General features: G+C 34.7%; 19 protein-coding genes. 1 reads left to right on the plus strand and 18 read right to left on the minus strand.

From position 1 onward, the window contains the following. Positions 1 to 153: 153 nt before the first annotated feature. The 15 genes from hisIE to BBI01_RS10085 all read right to left on the minus strand — a co-directional run bounded on the left by hisIE (position 154) and on the right by BBI01_RS10085 (position 13936). Entirely contained in the window at positions 154 to 741 is a 588-nt protein-coding gene (hisIE, locus tag BBI01_RS10015) for a bifunctional phosphoribosyl-AMP cyclohydrolase/phosphoribosyl-ATP diphosphatase HisIE (protein WP_065394526.1), read from the minus strand. Continuing rightward, positions 738 to 1490 carry an imidazole glycerol phosphate synthase subunit HisF gene (gene hisF, locus BBI01_RS10020; protein ID WP_065394527.1) on the minus strand — a complete coding sequence of 251 codons (753 nt, stop codon included), beginning with the start codon at positions 1488 to 1490 and terminating at the stop codon, positions 738 to 740. The genes hisIE and hisF overlap by 4 nt, the downstream gene beginning before the upstream one ends. Beyond that, positions 1483 to 2205 carry a 1-(5-phosphoribosyl)-5-[(5-phosphoribosylamino)methylideneamino]imidazole-4-carboxamide isomerase gene (hisA, locus tag BBI01_RS10025; RefSeq protein WP_065394528.1) on the minus strand — a complete coding sequence of 241 codons (723 nt, stop codon included), beginning with the start codon at positions 2203 to 2205 and terminating at the stop codon, positions 1483 to 1485. Before hisA ends, hisF begins: the two co-directional genes overlap by 8 nt. Further along, positions 2202 to 2786, minus strand: a complete 585-nt coding sequence (gene hisH / locus BBI01_RS10030; protein ID WP_065394529.1) for an imidazole glycerol phosphate synthase subunit HisH — start codon at positions 2784 to 2786, stop codon at positions 2202 to 2204. The genes hisA and hisH overlap by 4 nt, the downstream gene beginning before the upstream one ends. A 44-nt stretch (positions 2787 to 2830) precedes the next feature. After that, positions 2831 to 3925 (minus strand): bifunctional histidinol-phosphatase/imidazoleglycerol-phosphate dehydratase HisB, encoded by a 1095-nt coding sequence (hisB, locus tag BBI01_RS10035; protein WP_065394530.1) that lies wholly within the window; start codon positions 3923 to 3925, stop codon positions 2831 to 2833. After that, a complete protein-coding gene (gene hisC, locus BBI01_RS10040; RefSeq protein WP_228393978.1) occupies positions 3922 to 4971 on the minus strand; it encodes a histidinol-phosphate transaminase in 1050 nt (349 codons plus the stop codon). Before hisC ends, hisB begins: the two co-directional genes overlap by 4 nt. Before the next feature lie 19 nt (positions 4972 to 4990). After that, entirely contained in the window at positions 4991 to 6268 is a 1278-nt protein-coding gene (hisD, locus tag BBI01_RS10045; RefSeq protein WP_065394531.1) for a histidinol dehydrogenase, read from the minus strand. Positions 6269 to 6283: 15 nt separating this feature from the next. Continuing rightward, on the minus strand, positions 6284 to 7141 hold the full coding sequence (gene hisG, locus BBI01_RS10050; protein ID WP_065394532.1) for an ATP phosphoribosyltransferase: 858 nt from the start codon (positions 7139 to 7141) through the stop codon (positions 6284 to 6286). 248 nt (positions 7142 to 7389) lie between these two features. Further along, the gene (locus tag BBI01_RS10055; protein WP_065394533.1) at positions 7390 to 8487 is read right to left on the minus strand and encodes a glycosyltransferase family 4 protein; all 1098 of its coding nucleotides are present in this window, start codon (positions 8485 to 8487) and stop codon (positions 7390 to 7392) included. Beyond that, positions 8484 to 9260 (minus strand): polysaccharide deacetylase family protein, encoded by a 777-nt coding sequence (locus BBI01_RS10060; protein ID WP_065394534.1) that lies wholly within the window; start codon positions 9258 to 9260, stop codon positions 8484 to 8486. Before BBI01_RS10060 ends, BBI01_RS10055 begins: the two co-directional genes overlap by 4 nt. A gap of 1 nt (position 9261) precedes the next feature. Beyond that, complete coding sequence (locus tag BBI01_RS10065) at positions 9262 to 10191, minus strand: glycosyltransferase family 2 protein (protein ID WP_065394535.1); 930 nt, start codon at positions 10189 to 10191, stop codon at positions 9262 to 9264. Positions 10192 to 10196: 5 nt separating this feature from the next. Continuing rightward, positions 10197 to 11366 carry a glycosyltransferase family 87 protein gene (locus BBI01_RS10070; RefSeq protein ID WP_065394536.1) on the minus strand — a complete coding sequence of 390 codons (1170 nt, stop codon included), beginning with the start codon at positions 11364 to 11366 and terminating at the stop codon, positions 10197 to 10199. Positions 11367 to 11395: 29 nt separating this feature from the next. Then, positions 11396 to 12208 carry a 2,3,4,5-tetrahydropyridine-2,6-dicarboxylate N-succinyltransferase gene (locus BBI01_RS10075; RefSeq protein ID WP_065394537.1) on the minus strand — a complete coding sequence of 271 codons (813 nt, stop codon included), beginning with the start codon at positions 12206 to 12208 and terminating at the stop codon, positions 11396 to 11398. A gap of 83 nt (positions 12209 to 12291) precedes the next feature. Next, positions 12292 to 12903, minus strand: coding sequence for a methyltransferase family protein (locus BBI01_RS10080; protein WP_065394538.1), 612 nt, complete (start codon positions 12901 to 12903; stop codon positions 12292 to 12294). Positions 12904 to 13093: 190 nt separating this feature from the next. Beyond that, positions 13094 to 13936 carry an AraC family transcriptional regulator gene (locus tag BBI01_RS10085; protein ID WP_065394825.1) on the minus strand — a complete coding sequence of 281 codons (843 nt, stop codon included), beginning with the start codon at positions 13934 to 13936 and terminating at the stop codon, positions 13094 to 13096. 88 nt (positions 13937 to 14024) lie between these two features. On the opposite strand from BBI01_RS10085, the gene BBI01_RS10090 reads away from it, so the two are divergent. Next, entirely contained in the window at positions 14025 to 15215 is a 1191-nt protein-coding gene (locus BBI01_RS10090) for an MFS transporter (protein ID WP_065394539.1), read from the plus strand. Between the two features lie 208 nt (positions 15216 to 15423). Here the strand turns inward: BBI01_RS10090 and BBI01_RS10095 are convergent, their stop codons facing one another. The 3 genes from BBI01_RS10095 to BBI01_RS10105 all read right to left on the minus strand — a co-directional run bounded on the left by BBI01_RS10095 (position 15424) and on the right by BBI01_RS10105 (position 16865). Then, positions 15424 to 15825, minus strand: coding sequence for a DUF2255 family protein (locus BBI01_RS10095; RefSeq protein ID WP_065394540.1), 402 nt, complete (start codon positions 15823 to 15825; stop codon positions 15424 to 15426). A 107-nt stretch (positions 15826 to 15932) separates the two neighbouring features. Beyond that, positions 15933 to 16259: a LytR/AlgR family response regulator transcription factor gene (locus BBI01_RS10100; protein WP_065394541.1), complete on the minus strand. Its 327-nt coding sequence runs from the start codon at positions 16257 to 16259 to the stop codon at positions 15933 to 15935. Between the two features lie 33 nt (positions 16260 to 16292). After that, complete coding sequence (locus BBI01_RS10105) at positions 16293 to 16865, minus strand: C40 family peptidase (RefSeq protein ID WP_123862130.1); 573 nt, start codon at positions 16863 to 16865, stop codon at positions 16293 to 16295. Positions 16866 to 16960: the final 95 nt, after the last annotated feature.

Genomic DNA, 16960 nt, shown 5'->3' on the forward strand with positions numbered 1-16960 from the left:
TTTCACCACATTTACTACATTTAATAGAAGTTTTAATCGAAATAAAATATTTATTAAATAATTAATACTACTAAGCAAAAATATCACAGCAAAACGACAAAACCTGACGCATCATTTTATCGCACAAAAAAACCTTTGAAAAATTTCAAAGGTTCATTTATTTCTGGTTTGAAGAATCTCCTCAATGTCTTGCAGTGAAAATCCTTTTGTTTTCAGTAAAATCAAAAAATGATAAAGTAAATCTGCGGCTTCATTTTTAAAGAGCTCATCATTATTATCTTTAGCTTCAATCACGAGTTCTACAGCTTCTTCTCCTACTTTTTGTGCCACTTTATTGATCCCGCGCTGATAAAGTGAGCATGTATAGGACTCCTCTACTTTGTCATCTATTCTTTGAGAAATTTTCTCTTCCAATTCGTATAAAAAACCTTTGTCACTTTTTCCACTGAAGCAACTGAAACTTCCTGTATGACAAACAACATTCTTTGGGATAACTTTAATTAAAATCGTATCCTGATCACAGTCTATATCTATACTTTTAACCGTAAGAAAATTACCAGATTCTTCTCCTTTTGTCCATAATCTGTTTTTGGAACGACTGAAAAAAGTTACTATTTCTTCTCGTTTTGTTTTCTCAAAAGCTTCTTCGTTCATATAGCCCAACATGAGAATCTGCAACGTTCTGTTATCCTGAATTATTACAGGAACAAGCCCGTTATCTTTACTAAAATTAATCTTCATCGTACACTTATTTTTTGTTGTTTTAACTGTTGTTTTAAATTCTGAATATCAATTTCATTAAAATGGAAAATACTGGCTGCCAATGCACCTGTAGCTTTTGTTTCATTAAATACTTTAACAAAGTCTTCCACACTTCCCGCACCCCCAGACGCTATGACCGGAATTGTAATATTCTCTGAAACCAATTTTGTAATTCTCAGATCAAAACCTTTTTTAGTCCCGTCACCATCCATTGAAGTTAAAAGAATCTCACCGGCACCCAATGCTTCTGCTTGTTTTGCCCATTCCACCGTAGTAAGTTCTGTGGCTTCTCTTCCGCCTTTGATGTGGACAAGATCAGTTTGTCCAATTTGTTTTGTATCAATCGCAACAACGACGCACTGGCTTCCAAATTCATTGGCTAAGTCTGAAATCAATTTCGGATCTTTTACTGCGGAAGAATTGATGCTTATTTTATCTGCTCCTGCTTCCAGAAGTTTTCTGACATCTTCAATAGAGCTTATTCCGCCTCCTACGGTAAATGGAATGCTCAGCTCTTTGGAAATATCTTTCACCAGTTCTACAAATGTCTTTCTGTTTTCCAGTGTTGCGGTAATATCAAGGAAAACAAGTTCATCGGCACCTTCCTGTTCATATTTCTTAGCCAGTTCTATAGGATCTCCGGCATTTTTAAGACCTTCAAAGTTGATTCCCTTTACCGTATTTCCATCTTTAATATCCAAACATGGAATAATTCTTTTTTTAAGCATTTTCAATAAAATTTTGAAGTTGTTGGAGGCTTATTTTCCCCTCATAAATTGCTTTCCCGATAATAGTCCCGGAACATCCGATATCTTTCATTTTATAGACATCTTTGATCCCTGAGATCCCTCCACTGGCAATCAGTTGAACTGAAGTTTTAAATAAAATTTCAATATATAAGCCCGTTGAAGGTCCTTCCAGCATTCCGTCTTTGGCAATATCTGTGCAGATTGTTGTTTGAATACCGTTTTTTTGATAATCCAGAATAAAATCAATTACATCCTGATTACTTTCTTCCAGCCAGCCCGAAGTTTTAATCTTTCTATGATCACAATCCGATCCCAGAATAATCTTTTCTGAACCATATCTTTTAATTATATCATAACAAAACTGAGGGTCCTGAACAGCAATACTTCCCAACGTAATCTGCTTTGCTCCAGAACTGAAAGCCGTTTCTATATCCTCCTGAGTCTTCAGTCCGCCTCCAAAATCAATATTCAACGAAGTGGATTGCGCAATATTCTCCAATACCTTCTGATTCACAATATGTTTTGATTTTGCCCCGTCAAGATCTACCAAATGAAGAAACTGAACTCCATAATCCTCAAATTCCTTTGCAACTTCCACAGGATCTTCATTGTATATTTTCTTTGTGCTGTAATCTCCTTTTGATAAACGCACACATTTACCCTCAATAATATCAATAGCCGGAATGATTTTCATGATGATAAGTTTATAAAATTATTTAGTATCTGGCTTCCTATACGTCCCGATTTTTCAGGGTGAAACTGCATGGCATAAAAATTTTCCTTTTGCAAAGAAGCACTGAACGGCAAAATATAATCACATACAGAAGTTGTAAATTCTGATAACTCACAGTAATAGCTATGCACAAAATACACATCGTCATCAGGCTCAATGCCGGAAAACATTAAGTTTTCATTTACTGAAACAGTATTCCAACCCATATGAGGAACAAGATCTAAAGGAGGAAATTTTTTAACATTAATATCAAAAATCCCCAGTCCTTCTGTATTTCCTTCTTCGTTTCCTTTACACATCAGCTGCATTCCAAGACATATTCCCAAGACAGGCTGTTTTAGGGTAGGAATAAGTACATCAAGCCCTTTTTCCTTTAAAAGTTTCATCGTAGAAGAAGCTTCACCTACTCCGGGAAAGATTACTTTTTCAGCGTTTAAGATCTGTTCCGGATCATCTGTAATCACAGACTTTACATTGAGCTTGTTCAGTGCATTTTGTACTGAGTTCACATTACCGCCGTTATATTTTATTATGGCAATCATACATTTTAAAAGTTGTTATAAATGGTTAAGAATTACCGATTTCCTTACAAACTTCCTTTTGTTGAAGGTAAATTATAGTTCGCATCTGATTGATTAACTGCCATTTTAACAGCTTTTGCAAATGCTTTGAAAACAGACTCTATTTTATGGTGCTCGTTATCACCTTCTGCTTTAATATTTACATTAGACTTTGAAGAATCTGTAAAGGATTTGAAGAAATGAAAGAACATTTCCGTCGGCATATCTCCTATTTTCTCTCTTTTAAACTCAGCATCCCACACCAGCCATGATCTTCCTCCAAAATCGATCGCAACCTGTGACAAACAATCATCCATCGGAAGTAAAAAACCATATCTTTCAATTCCTTTTTTCTTACCTAATGCTTTTACAATAGCTTCTCCCAGTACAATTCCCGTATCTTCAATCGTGTGGTGCTCATCAACCTTAAGATCGCCATTTACTTTGACCTTCAAATCTATGTTTCCGTGTCTTGCAATCTGATCAAGCATATGATCAAAAAAGTGAAGTCCTGTTGAGATCTCGGATCTTCCTTTTCCATCAAGATTTACTTCAACTTCTATTTCTGTTTCGTTGGTCTTTCTGTAGACTTTAGCTTTTCTCATTCCGGCTTTTAGAAACTGGTAAATTTCATTCCAGCTGGTTGTTACAAGATCTGCCTCTTCATTAAAGTTTTTGTTTAGGAAAATAGATTTAGTCCCCAAGTTTTTAGCAAGTTGAACATCTGTATCTCGATCTCCGATTACATATGAATTTTCCAGATCATAGTTACCGTACATATATTTTCCCATCATTCCTGTTCCCGGTTTTCTGGTGGATAAATTTTCATGTTCAAAGCTTTTATCAATCAAAATATCACTAAAAATGACACCTTCATTTTCAAATGCTTTAATCATTTTTTCATGAGGTTTGATAAAATCTTCAAAAGGAAAACTATCCGTCCCCAAACCATCCTGATTGGTCACCATAACCAGTTCATAATCCAGCTCATTTGCTATTTTTGAAAGATTTCCGAAGACTCCAGGATAAAACTCAAGCTTCTCCAATGAATCTACCTGAAAATCTGTAGGTGGCTCGATAATCAAAGTTCCGTCTCTGTCTATAAACAATACTTTTTTCATAGGATTACGTTTTGTAAAAGATTAATTAATTTTTCATTTTCCTGACGGTTCCCAATATTGATTCTGATACACCCTGAAATGGCTGGATCTCTTCTGCTTGTTAAGATTTCCTGCACCAACATCTTTTCATATACCTTGTTTACGTCTTTCATTTTGATTAAAAAGAAGTTAGCATCTGTTGGAAATACCTTCTCAATACAATCAATTGTCTTAAGCTGATCCTGAAGCCATGCTCTTTCTACTAAGATTTTGTTTACATTTTCTTCAAGTTTATTTTCATTAAGACTGTTAAGAATCAATTCCTGACTTAATACATTCACATTATAAGGTGCTTTTACGGTATTAATCAGCTTGATAATTTCCTCAGAAGCATAAGCCATTCCTACTCTAGCTCCTGCAATTCCCCAAGCTTTTGAAAAGGTTTGAAGGACAATCAGATTAGGATACTGATCCAGAAGTTCTAAGCTTGATTTTTTACCTGAAAACTCGATATAAGCTTCGTCTACTACTACAATTCCATTAAAGTTCTGTAAATAAAACTCAATATCTTCCGTGCTGTTTCCCGTAGGGTTATTGGGAGAACATAAGAAGAAAACTTTTGGTAAATTTTCTTGGGTAATTTTTAAGAAATCATCCTTTACAATCTCAAAGTTTTCATCTAAATTTATTTGCAATACCTTGTTTTCATTGATAGTAGCGTAAAATCCGTACATCGCAAAAGAAGGATTCATCATCAGGATAGAGTCTTTTTTAGGCTCGCAGAATATTTTAATGATCAGATCAATCAGCTCATCGCTTCCGTTTCCTACTGCAATCTGCTTGGGAGATACATTTTTAAGGTCTGCCAGTTTGTTTTTAAGTGTTTTCTGAGTAGAATCCGGGTAACGGTTACATTCACCGAAAGGATTTTCATTGGCGTCCAAAAATGTAGGTGTATTGAACTCATTATGATCCCTGAAACTGATATAAGGCTGTAATTTCAGAATATTTTCTCTTACTAAACTATTGATATTAATTGTTGTATTGTTCATTATATTGATATTCATTTTAAATAATGTTTTGAATTTAAGATTTCAGGCGTATTGATACTGCATTTTTGTGAGCCAGCAGCCCTTCTGCTTCTGCCATGATTTCTATTGTTTTACCTAAATTCTGTAACCCTTCTTTTGATAAATGCTGGAATGTAATTTTCTTCACAAAACTGTCCAGAGAAACTCCGCTGTAATTTTTTGCATAAGCATTGGTAGGAAGTGTGTGATTGGTTCCGCTGGCATAATCTCCGGCACTCTCACAGGAATAGTTTCCGAGGAAAACGGACCCTGCATTCTGAACCATCGGAATATATTTTTCAAAATCACTGATCGCTAAAATAAGGTGTTCCGGAGCATACAGATTACTGAATTCCAAAGCTTCCTCAAGACTGTTCAACACTATAAAATTGCTATTCTCAAGTGATTTCCCTGCCATTTCATTTCTAGGTAAGTCTTTGATTTGTTGATCGACAGCACTAATTGTCTCATTAAGTACTTTAAGACTTGTGGTAAGAAATACAACCTGGCTATCACTTCCGTGTTCTGCCTGTGAAAGAAGGTCTGCCGCGCAAAATTCTGGGATGGCATTTTCATCAGCTATCACAAGAACTTCACTCGGTCCTGCAGGCATATCGATAGCAACTCCATAACGCTGGGCATATTCTTTTGCTGCCACCACAAACTGATTTCCCGGACCGAAAATTTTATAAACTCTTGGAACACTTTCTGTGCCTAAAGTCATGGCTGCGATAGCTTGAGCTCCGCCTGTTTTAAATATTTTCGTAATTCCGCAAAGCTTTGCCGTATACAAAATAGCTGGATTAATATTCCCATTTTTATCCGGTGGTGTGCAAAGAACAATCTCTTTACATCCTGCCAGATTCGCGGGTACAGCCAGCATTAATACTGTTGAAAATAAAGGAGCTGTTCCACCAGGAATATAGATTCCCACACTTTCTACTGCTCGATTTTCTCTCCAGCAAACCACTCCTTTTGTTGTTTCAATTTTAGAAATATCCGAAATCTGGGAACTGTGAAATTTGGAAATATTCTCTTTCGCTTCCTGAATTGCTTTTTTAAGATCATCACTAATTTGATTTTCAGCAATTTCAATTTCTGCTTCGGTAATTTTAATACTTTGAGTATCTGCTTTATCAAACTTTTTATTGAATTCTATTAAAGCCTGATCTCCATTAGATTGAACTTCTTTAAAAATCCCGGCAATCAATGCTGAGATTTCCTGTTGTTCTAACACTGGACGTTTTACAAGATCGAACCAAGTGTCTTTTGTGGGATATCTGTATATTTTCATTCTATTATTATTTTTCTAAATAACCATTTTATCGATTGGAATGATGAGAATATCCTGAGCACCGTTTTCCTTCAGTTCATCAATAACTTCCCAGAATCGCTCCTGATCAATCACAGAATGAATACTGCTCCAGCCTTCTTCTGCCAATGGAATAACGGTAGGACTTTTTAGCACAGGAAGTACATTCGCTACTTTTTGAATCTTGTCATTGGGAACATTCATCAGGATATATTTTGAATTCTTTGCTTTTAAAACAGCCTTAATTCTAAAAAGAAATTTATCCAGAATAGCCGCTTTTTCAGGGGACAATTGTGGATTTTGAGCAAGAACTGCTTCTGATTTCAGCAAGGTAACCGTTTCTCTTAATCCGTTTTTAAATAAGGTGCTTCCTGAGCTTACAATATCACAAATTCCGTCTGCTAATCCTATGTTGGGAGCAATTTCCACAGAGCCTGAAATAACGTGAATATCAGCTTCAATGTCTTTTTGATTTAAGAAATTTCTAAGTGTATTTGGGTAGGAAGTCGCAATCTTTTTTCCTTGGAAATAAGCCGGATCATCGGTCTCAATTTCTTTTGGAACCGCAATGGATACGCGACATTTTGAAAAACCAAGCTTCTCAACAGTCTGAATATTTTTTTGTTTTTCGATTAAGAGATTTTCGCCAACAATGGCAACATCTACCACTCCATCTTCCAGATACTGCGGAATATCTGAATTTCTAAGATACATGATTTCCATCGGAAAGTTGTCTACGGAAACTTTCAGTTGGTCTTTTCCGTTATTGACCAATATTCCGCAATCTTTGAGAAGTTGTAGAGATTCTTCGTAAAGTCGTCCGCTTTTTTGAATCGCAATTTTTAATTTACTCATTTCGTCTTTTTTGAGCCCGAGTAAATTAAAACTGATCTATTGAAAATTCTGAGGTGGATTCAGGAAACAAAAAAACCGTCTATTTACTCAGACGGTTTTTAATTATTTTTGATTTTAGCACAAACTTATATCAATCAATTCCGCCTAACAGAGATGATGATAATAATGATGTAATGCTAAAAAAATTGGTTTCATTGTATTGAATTATGATGCAAATGTAGGATTTATTTTTAAAATGCAAAGTTTTTTCAGATAATTTTTTGATAAAGATTCATCAATTCTTTGGCAATCGGTTCATCATTAAACTTCTGAACAAACTCGAAACCCTTTTCCTCACGGCGTTTTCTCTCAGATTCATTTTCCCAAAGAAATTTGATCTTAGCTCTGATGTCAAGTTCGTTTTTCGGATCGATATAAACAGAATCATTTCCTCCTGCTTCCGGCAGACAGCTTGTATTGCTGGTAACCACTACCGTTTTCGAGAAAAGTGCTTCAATAATAGGAATTCCGAAGCCTTCAAAGAAGCTTGGATACACAAAAATATCAGCCAGTTTATAGATGGCAGCCAGCTCATCCATGGAGACTCCTTCCAGAAAGAACACTTGCTTTTCTATCTTATTCTTTTTCAGAAAACTTTCTATTTTTTGGTAATATTTGGTTTTTCTTCCTACTACCACCAAAGGAATATTTGTTCCGTTGATTGCCTTCACAACGTTCAAAAGATTCTTACGATCTTCAATGGTTCCTACATTCAGAATAAATCTTTCCGGAAGATTGAATTTCTTTTTAGTTTCCTTAATCAATTCTTGAGACTGTTCTTCTTTAAAAGCCTTGTGACAACCTTGATAAATAACTTCAATCTTAGTTTCAGGAACTTTTAAATAGTCAATAATATCTCTTTTGGTCTGTTCTGAAATAGCGATGATTTTATCTGCCATATCAGCTGCTTTTTTAAACTTCCAAAAGTGTATTTTTCTGTCAAAAAAAGAATAATACTGCGGATATCTGACAAAGATCAGATCGTGGATGGTAACGATCTTTTTAATAGGTTTTTTGTCCCATTTTAAAGGTAATTCACCAGATAAACCATGGAAAATATCTGCATTTTGCTTCTGAGCATCTTTTCCCATCTTAAACTGACGGGAGAACTTTCCTTTTGAAGTTGGAATAAATTTAACATTGGAACGGTCAAGAATATCTTTACCACGCTCAGATTTGTTCTTATTGAGCAACAGATATTCATTCTCCGGTTCATACTCGGAAAGGATTCTTACCAGGTCTCTTGAATAATTGCCCAATCCAGATGTATTATGGAAAAAACGTTTGGCATCAAAGGCTATCTTCATCGTTGTACCTGTTTTTGAAATTCCTGAAATGTCCCGAAAGTATGTCCTTTGCTTTTCAGCCAGCCTACAAAAGAATCAAATCTTTCCACCATATCTTTTCCTGAGTTTTTTACAGTAAAACCAGGTAATTTGAATGCTTCGTCTTTAATCTCTGCAAATTCCCAGGGATGGAAATAGATATTAAGATATTTATCCTTTTTCAGGACATCGGAAGCTAGTTTTTTATAGATTGATAAAGGGAAATTATGAAAACTTAACCAAAATAAAGGAACTCTGAAATTCGGAGACACAGATGCCGGAATTTGCGTTACATTTCCTTCTTTGAAATAAGTTCTTGATACTTTTAAATTATTATATCTTCCCGGTAAAAATGTAGGATTGATGGATGAATTGTAAGAATAGCCTGCTTTTTCAACTTCTTTTTCGTTGACGGGCATCATTCTCGGCATTCTCAATCCGGTTACTTTGGTGGAAAATAATTCTTCCAGTTTTTCTCTTGATTCTTTCAGGTGTTTTTCTTCAAATTCTGAATGAAACCAAGTATGGGAAGCCAGCTCATGCCCCTCATTCAACAGCCTTTCAATAAGATTTTTGCTGTTTTCTGCAAAAATTACTGTTGAAAAAAAGGTAGCTTTTGCGCTATGTTTTTTAAGGATATCAAGAATTCTCTCTAATCCTGTTTGTGAAATTGAAATTTGCTTTTCAAAGGGGATTTCACCCTTATATTCTAATGGCATATCAAATTCTTCTATGTCAAAACTTAATAAAACCATTCTAAAAATTTTTGTTTTTAATAATATAATTAGGTCTGTCCTTCACTTGTTTAAATATTTTACCTAAATAGATTCCCATGATCCCTAAAATGATCAGTTGTAGTCCTCCAAAGAATACAATGGTCATAATTAATGATGCCCAACCTGAGATCTCTGTTTTTGCAATAAACGAATGGATAACATATGCTCCATATCCGATTACTGAAAGCGCTGAGAATAAAAAGCCCAGATAAGCTGCCAGATATAAAGGTTTCACACTGAATGCTGTAATTCCTGTAAAGGCAAAGGTAAACATCTTTTTAAGGTTATAGCTGCTTTGTCCAGACATTCTTTCTGCAGCAGTAAAATCAATTCCGATCTGCTTGAATCCCATCCAACTGGTTAACCCTCTGAGAAACAAGTCGTCTTCATTGAATTTCCGCATAACTTCAACAGCATTGGCATCCATTAATCTAAAGTCGGAACCTCCTCCTTTTGTTAGGTTTACATCCGATAAGCTTGATAAAAGCTGATAGAAAAGGTCTGAGGTTTTTCTTTTAAAGTAAGAGATCTCTTTTGGGTACGTTCTTACAGTAAATACGACATCATACCCTTCTTCCCATTTTTTTATCATTTCGGGAATAAGTTCTGGCGGATGCTGAAGATCGCCATCCATAGAGATGACTGCATTTCCTTCTGCACTATCCATTCCCGCTTTTACAGCGGGTTGATGTCCAAAATTTCTTGAGAATTCGATGAATTTTACTTCATCATAGATATTGGAAAGTTCTTCTAATTTTTGTTGTGTATTGTCTCGGCTACCGTCATTCACAAATATGATTTCAAAGTCATAGTTACTTAATCCGTCAAAAACCTCTTTGATTTTCTGATGGATCATAGCAACGTTTCCTTCTTCGTTATAGGCGGGAATTACGATTGAAATTTTTTTCATATTTATTATTTCAGGCTGTAATTTTTTTCAAAATCTTTGGTTAAAAGCTCATATGTTACCCTAAGCCAAATTACAATGCAAGGGACCGCTTTTAAAGAATATTTGATAATATAGTTCTCTTTTACAAATTTCGGGAATAAATCCGAGGTTGAAAAACAGGTGAAGATAATCACGAAAACTAACAATCCGATAATGAAAGGTGTTCTTTCCTTTTGCAGGAAAAACCACACCACAACTCCTACAACAGCAATGATATACGTTGGAGATTCTGAACTTGAACTGAACAATACTAAAAATAATAGTGTTGATGCCAGGATCATCAGTTGAAAAGCATAATGCTTGTATTGCTTAATTCTTACATAAGGCAACGCAAACAATGGTAATCCAAATGCTAAAAACACAAGGTTGGAAATAGAAGCATCTCCTAAAATTCTTCTTACAAAGCCCATCAATGAAATATCCTGCATGTTTCCAAGCACCTGATTTTCATTATTTTTTTCTACGATAGATTGAAACCAATCTGAGTAACATTGAATAACAAATTTCGGACTTGAATACGCCATTGGAAGCGCAAAAAATACAGCAGCAATAACGATTCCTGAAAGAATGAATTTTGTTTTATTTTTGATAAAGAAAAACTGTGTAAGACCTACAATTCCATAGATTTTAACAAATATCCCGATTAAGATTGCTGTTACTGACTTTACTTCTTTTCTTTCATAAATGTATACGGCTGATAAGAGTAAAAGCCCTGTAAGGGCTACATTAAACTGTAGACTCAATGCTGCTGTAATGTATTCCTGAAGGCAAAGCAATCCGAAAATAGCTTTCTTGGAATCTGAAAAAGGGAGTTTGTAGATTCCGTAAATAAAAATAAAGGTATTGGCAACATTCCAAAGGGAAATTCCTAACCAGTCAGGCATCATGGCAAATGGAGCAATCAATGCACTGAAAAATACTCCATAATGATTTAAATCAAAATAGAGATCCGGATAATGGATAAACAGGTTTTTCTGATCGATGGTATTAAAGAATACATTTTTAAAGATCAGATAATTATTGATCGCGTAATCTCCTCTCAGGTATTTGGAAATAGCGGTAACAACCGATATAATAAGATAAACCCCAAATATATATTTAGGGTTTAATAGTATTTTAAGAAATTTTTCTTTCAAGATTGTGGTATTAGCTTAAAAATTTAATCTTAAACAGCTACATTATTATCTCTCAAAGCATCATTCAGAGAAGTTTTCTTATCTGTAGATTCTTTTCTCTGTCCGATAATCAATGCACATGGAACCTGGTATTCTCCAGCTGGATACTGTTTTGTATAGCTTCCCGGAATTACCACAGAACGTGCAGGAACTCTTCCTTTAATTTCGATTGGTTCAGCACCTGTTACATCGATAATTTTTGTTGAAGCTGTTAAAACAACATTCGCACCTAATACAGCTTCTTTTTCTACGTGAACTCCTTCTACTACGATACATCTTGAACCGATGAAACAATCGTCTTCAATGATTACCGGAGCTGCCTGTAATGGCTCCAATACTCCACCGATCCCAACACCACCACTCAGGTGAACGTTTTTACCGATCTGTGCACAGCTTCCTACTGTAGCCCAAGTATCTACCATTGTTCCTGAATCTACGTAAGCACCAATGTTTACGTAAGAAGGCATCATAATAACCCCTGGAGCAACGAAAGAACCTTCTCTAGCAATAGCATGAGGTACTACTCTAACTCCTTTTTCCGCATAATTTTTCTTTAAAGGAATTTTGTCATGAAATTCAAACGGACCTACTTCAATAGTTTCCATCTTTTGGATCGGGAAATACATTACTACTGCTTTCTTCACCCATTCATTTACCTGCCATCCGTTTTCTGTAGGTTCAGCTACACGAAGTTCCCCAGAATCTAATAAAGATACTACCTCTCTAATCGCTTTCTGGCTGTCTTCATTTTGTAATAGATCTCTATTATCCCAAATGTTTTCAATAGTTTGTTGTAACGACATGTTTCTTATTTAAATTAGTTTGAAAAATTATACCCGCCAAAGATACAAAAAAGTTCAGCAAAACGATTTTTAAGTTTATGCTTTTAATAAAGGCTTAGCATACGCCCAACCCTCTTTTTATAAGTAAGATAAACAGAACCGTGCTGCTTCAGTAAATGTTCTTCTTCGAGACGGATCTGAATCTGCATCAGAATGCTTCCGATCAATAAAAAAAAGAATGCAATCACCGTGGGAGAAGTAAAGAAGAAACCTATTAAGCTAATGGTCATTCCCAGAAATATAGGATTTCTTGAAAATTGAAATAGCCCCGAAGTAACAAGATTTGTTTTCATTGTATGATCAATTCCTATTCTCCATGAATTTTTCATCTGAATCTGAGCTATTACCACTAAAATAAAGGCAAAGACCATAAGAGTAATGCCAATATATTTTAAAAGATTACGATCTAATATATCAATTCTGAAAATAATGGGAACGGTAGCAGGAAATAGTAATGACAGCATTGTATAAATAAACAAAGCAGCTAAAATTGTTTTAAAATAGCTTCCAATTAAAGCATAAGCGGAACCATCTCTCGGCAATACATTGGGGGTTTTGCCAATCTTTTTAGCTACTACCAGACTAATCCCAAGAAATGAAACAGTGAAAAAAAGTATAAAATAAATAGGAAGAAAGAATCTGATGAAATCTGTCATGATGTAATGTTTTTTGACAAATTTCAGAGATTTTGAGATGCAACGTTATTGCAATCTTTTTCTTTTTATTATGTTTTGGGTAAAGCCAACGGAAGGTGTATTTATTTTGTAAATGGGCTAAAGCCTTCTTTTATTGAATATATCAATTAATAAATACTGACTATAAATAATATACATTTTTCATTTAAACTTAAGATTTAACATTTGATTTTACTTTTTTAAATTCTGTCAGACTCATTTTATGCTGTTTTTTAAAGAACTTATTCAGGTGACTTTCATCTGAAAACCCAAATTCTGTGACAATCTCATTGATCCTCATATCACTGAAAAGAAGCCGATGTTCAATCAGTCTCATTTTATAATTCAAGATATAATGGGTAATCGTTTCACCAGACTGATTTTTGAAATAGCTTCCAAGATAAGTTTCAGAAAGCCCGAATTTTTGAGCAATTACAGAGACTTTTAATAAAGTCGGATCATGGATGTTTCCCTGAATATAATTGATAATTTCCAATATTCTTTTATCAGTATTGGAAGCAATATTCTCTGTTCGCATCTTTGAAATGTTTCGTGCAGCGATGACAATCAAGGCGTTCACATAATGCAGAGTCAGTTCTTCTTGATAAAGATCCGGATGATTGATACCGTGTAAAAGCGAATTTACAATAGAATCAACTAAAACAACATCAGGCTTATTCTGAAGTATACAACCGGAAAGATAGGATGCTCCATACAATAAACATCCTATGGAATTAATGCTGTTCCATTTATAATCTTTAATATAACGTTCACTGAACTTCACAAGCAAAAGTTCAGTCTTTTCTTTAATTTCCAAAAAATGCTGATCATTCGGTGTTAATAGAATAAGACTGCCCTTACCATAAGTAGCGAGATTATCATTTATCGTAAAAGATCCTTTTCCCGAAATAACATATACGATCTGAAAAAAGGATAACTGAGTACCTTTTAACGGGCATTCATCCGCCTGATGATATTCTACCTTTACCAATTGATCTATATTCTCTCTTTTCATAGGGTAAAAATACTTATTTATCATTAAAATATACTGATTTTTTACATTTTTTCTGTTCAAATTTGCTACATCAAAATTTTTAGAATCAATGAAAAGATCAATCTATGTACTGGCGTTGGGTGCATTCGGTATTATTACCACTGAATTTGGAGTTGTGGGAATTCTTCCTACGATCAGTCGTCAATTTGGAGTATCTATTGATGCGGCAGGATGGCTGCTGAGTGCTTTTGCAATAACAGTGGCTGTTTCTTCACCTTTTATTACGTCATTTACCTCCAAAATAAACCGTAAGTTCCTGCTGTGTCTTGTGATGAGCATATTTGTACTTTCAAATCTTATATCTGCTTTTTCTACTAACTTCACTATACTGATGATAGCCCGTATATTGCCGGCAATATTGCATCCGCTGTTCTGGAATATTTCCATTGCCATTGCATTTAAAGAAAAAGGCGCCAAAGGAGTATCTACTGTAATGCTTGGATTAAGCCTGGCTACCGTTCTCGGTATTCCAATGACAACCTATGCGGCTGATCTTTTTCATGATTGGAAAGCATCCTTTTTTCTGAGCAGCGCCATCAGTTTAATTGCATTTATGGGATTATTGCTTTTCATTCCCTCTATACCCGCAGAAAAAGAAAAATCTGAGCAAAGCCAGCTAGCCATATTGAGAAACCCTCTTTTATGGATTAACCTGATTTCTACCATTGGGACATTGGCAGCCATGTTCTCCAGCTATACGTATCTTACTGCTTATCTTGAAGAAATTACCAGAATGAATGGTGCTCAAATTAGTATTATGCTACTTCTTTTCGGAGGTATGGGAACTCTTGGGAATTGGTTGATGGGAATTGCCTTAAACCGAAATGTAAAACTAACAACACGATTGTTTTTACTATTATTAATTACAGTACAAATTCTGGCTTACTTACTGGGAGGAGCTTTTATTCCTATGGTCATTATTGTATCTTTTTGGGGAATGATTCATACAGGTGGTTTTCTGGTATCAAATATCAGAACTACACAAAACATTCCTCATCATGCACTGGAGTTTGTAAACAGCTTGCTTACATCATCTTTTAATATTGGAATTTCATTAGGTGCATTTCTTGGCGGAATTGTAAGTTCCTATTATGGAGTACAGCATATTCTTTCTGTAAGTGTTTTGCTCCTTATCGCCACTTTTGTTCTGAGTTTCTTTTCTTTTCCAAAAAGTATTGCCGCTAATGAAGAAAATGACGATGAAAAGGAACTTGCAGTACCTGCTTGTGAGCACATTTAATCAATACATTATATAGTAATTATATTTTAAATGAAAGCAATCCATCTCATAAAGATGGATTGCTTTGTTTGGTTATTATTAATTATGTTTTGGCTAAAGCCAATGGAATGTTTGATCTTTTTTGTCAACGGGCTTTAGCCCGTTGCTATTGAATACAATATTGAAGCTTTTTCAAATAAAGATAAAAATACGATTTTATGTATTGTGATTATCCATGAAAAGAATTTGAGTCATTAGCGTTTACATCAATAATGAATTCCATTGTTTTACCGATATGCTTTTCCTCGATAATACCTATTGCATATTTACTGTTATCGCCAAAGTTATATTTTTTAAGATATGCTTTATTGATTTCATCAGTGATTTGATCCAGATCATCAGGAATCAAAGCCTTTATATTGTAAATAGTACTTCCACACTCAATCTGCCCTTCTGAGTTCTCCAAAAAGGTGTTATACCAGCTCTTTTCTGCAAGTCCCCATGATCGGGCAAAAATTCTGTTTTCTACAACTACCATCCAGATGTTCAGGAAGTGTGGTCTTTGTAGTCCAGCTTTTATCCCGATGAGGTTCTTTTCTCTGATATAGTCTAATGCATTATTTATATTCATTCTGATAAGTTTTGGGTAAAACTAAAACAAGAAAAACTGAATGAAAACTTTTTTATACAGATGATCAGAAATAATATGCAGATGGATATTTTGTGAATGCGGATGATCTAAAGCATCATTTTACTAAGACTTTCCAGAAGGCAATCTTTATAACTCTTAGCAACCGTTATTTTTAAATCACCACATAAAAGCTGATTATCTTCAAAGTATTGAATATTGGTCAGATTGATAATATAAGAGTTGTGAACCCGCATAAATTCTTCCGGCAGGGTTTCAATCAAATCTTTGAGTGTTTTGTAGTAAATATATCTTTTCTGATCTGTGGTATGAACTTCCACATAATTTCCAAGCCCTTTGATGAAATTGATGTCTTTAAAGAAAATTTTCACCAATTTTTTGTCTGTTTTAATAAAAGCAAATGTTCTGTTCTTCATCAGACTTTAAATCATGGGTTGGTTATTGTTTATTTATAAAACTCTTTGAGCGTGAAGATAGGCTTTATTCCAGTATTTTTCGTTTAATGAGGAAATAATAACACCTTTAGATGTAGAGGCGTGGATAAATTTCACTTCTCCATCCGGACCGATATCATGTACAATTCCTACATGAGAGACTCTGCTTCCTCCTGCCGTTGCAAAGAATAATAAGTCTCCTGGCTTTACATCTGTAATATCAATATTCTTACCGGCACCAGCCTGATCTGAAGATCTTCTGGGAAGGTCAAGAGAGTTTTCTTCAAATACTTTTACTGTAAATCCGGAACAATCGAAACCTGATGAGGTGTTCCCTCCGAATTTATAAGGTGTGCCCAGATATTTTTCAGCATCCTTTAAAATATCATTAATTGATCTTGAAACTTTACCATCAAATCTTGAATCAAGTTTTCGGAGGTTTTCAGATTTTGTCACCGTCTTATTCCCTGATTTTTTATTGGATGAAACCTTCTTGGATGTTCCGCAAGACACTACAAAAGCAGATGCAATCAGTAAAACAGAAAGCTGCTTTATACTTATTTTATTTTTCAATAATCCCGATCTCATATTCCTCTGATTTTTACCTTATTAACGATTGATGTACAAATATACATTTTATATTTTAAATATAATAAAACTATACTACAACTATATGATAAATA

It is taken from the genome of Chryseobacterium artocarpi, assembly GCF_001684975.1.
Lineage (GTDB): Bacteria > Bacteroidota > Bacteroidia > Flavobacteriales > Weeksellaceae > Chryseobacterium > Chryseobacterium artocarpi.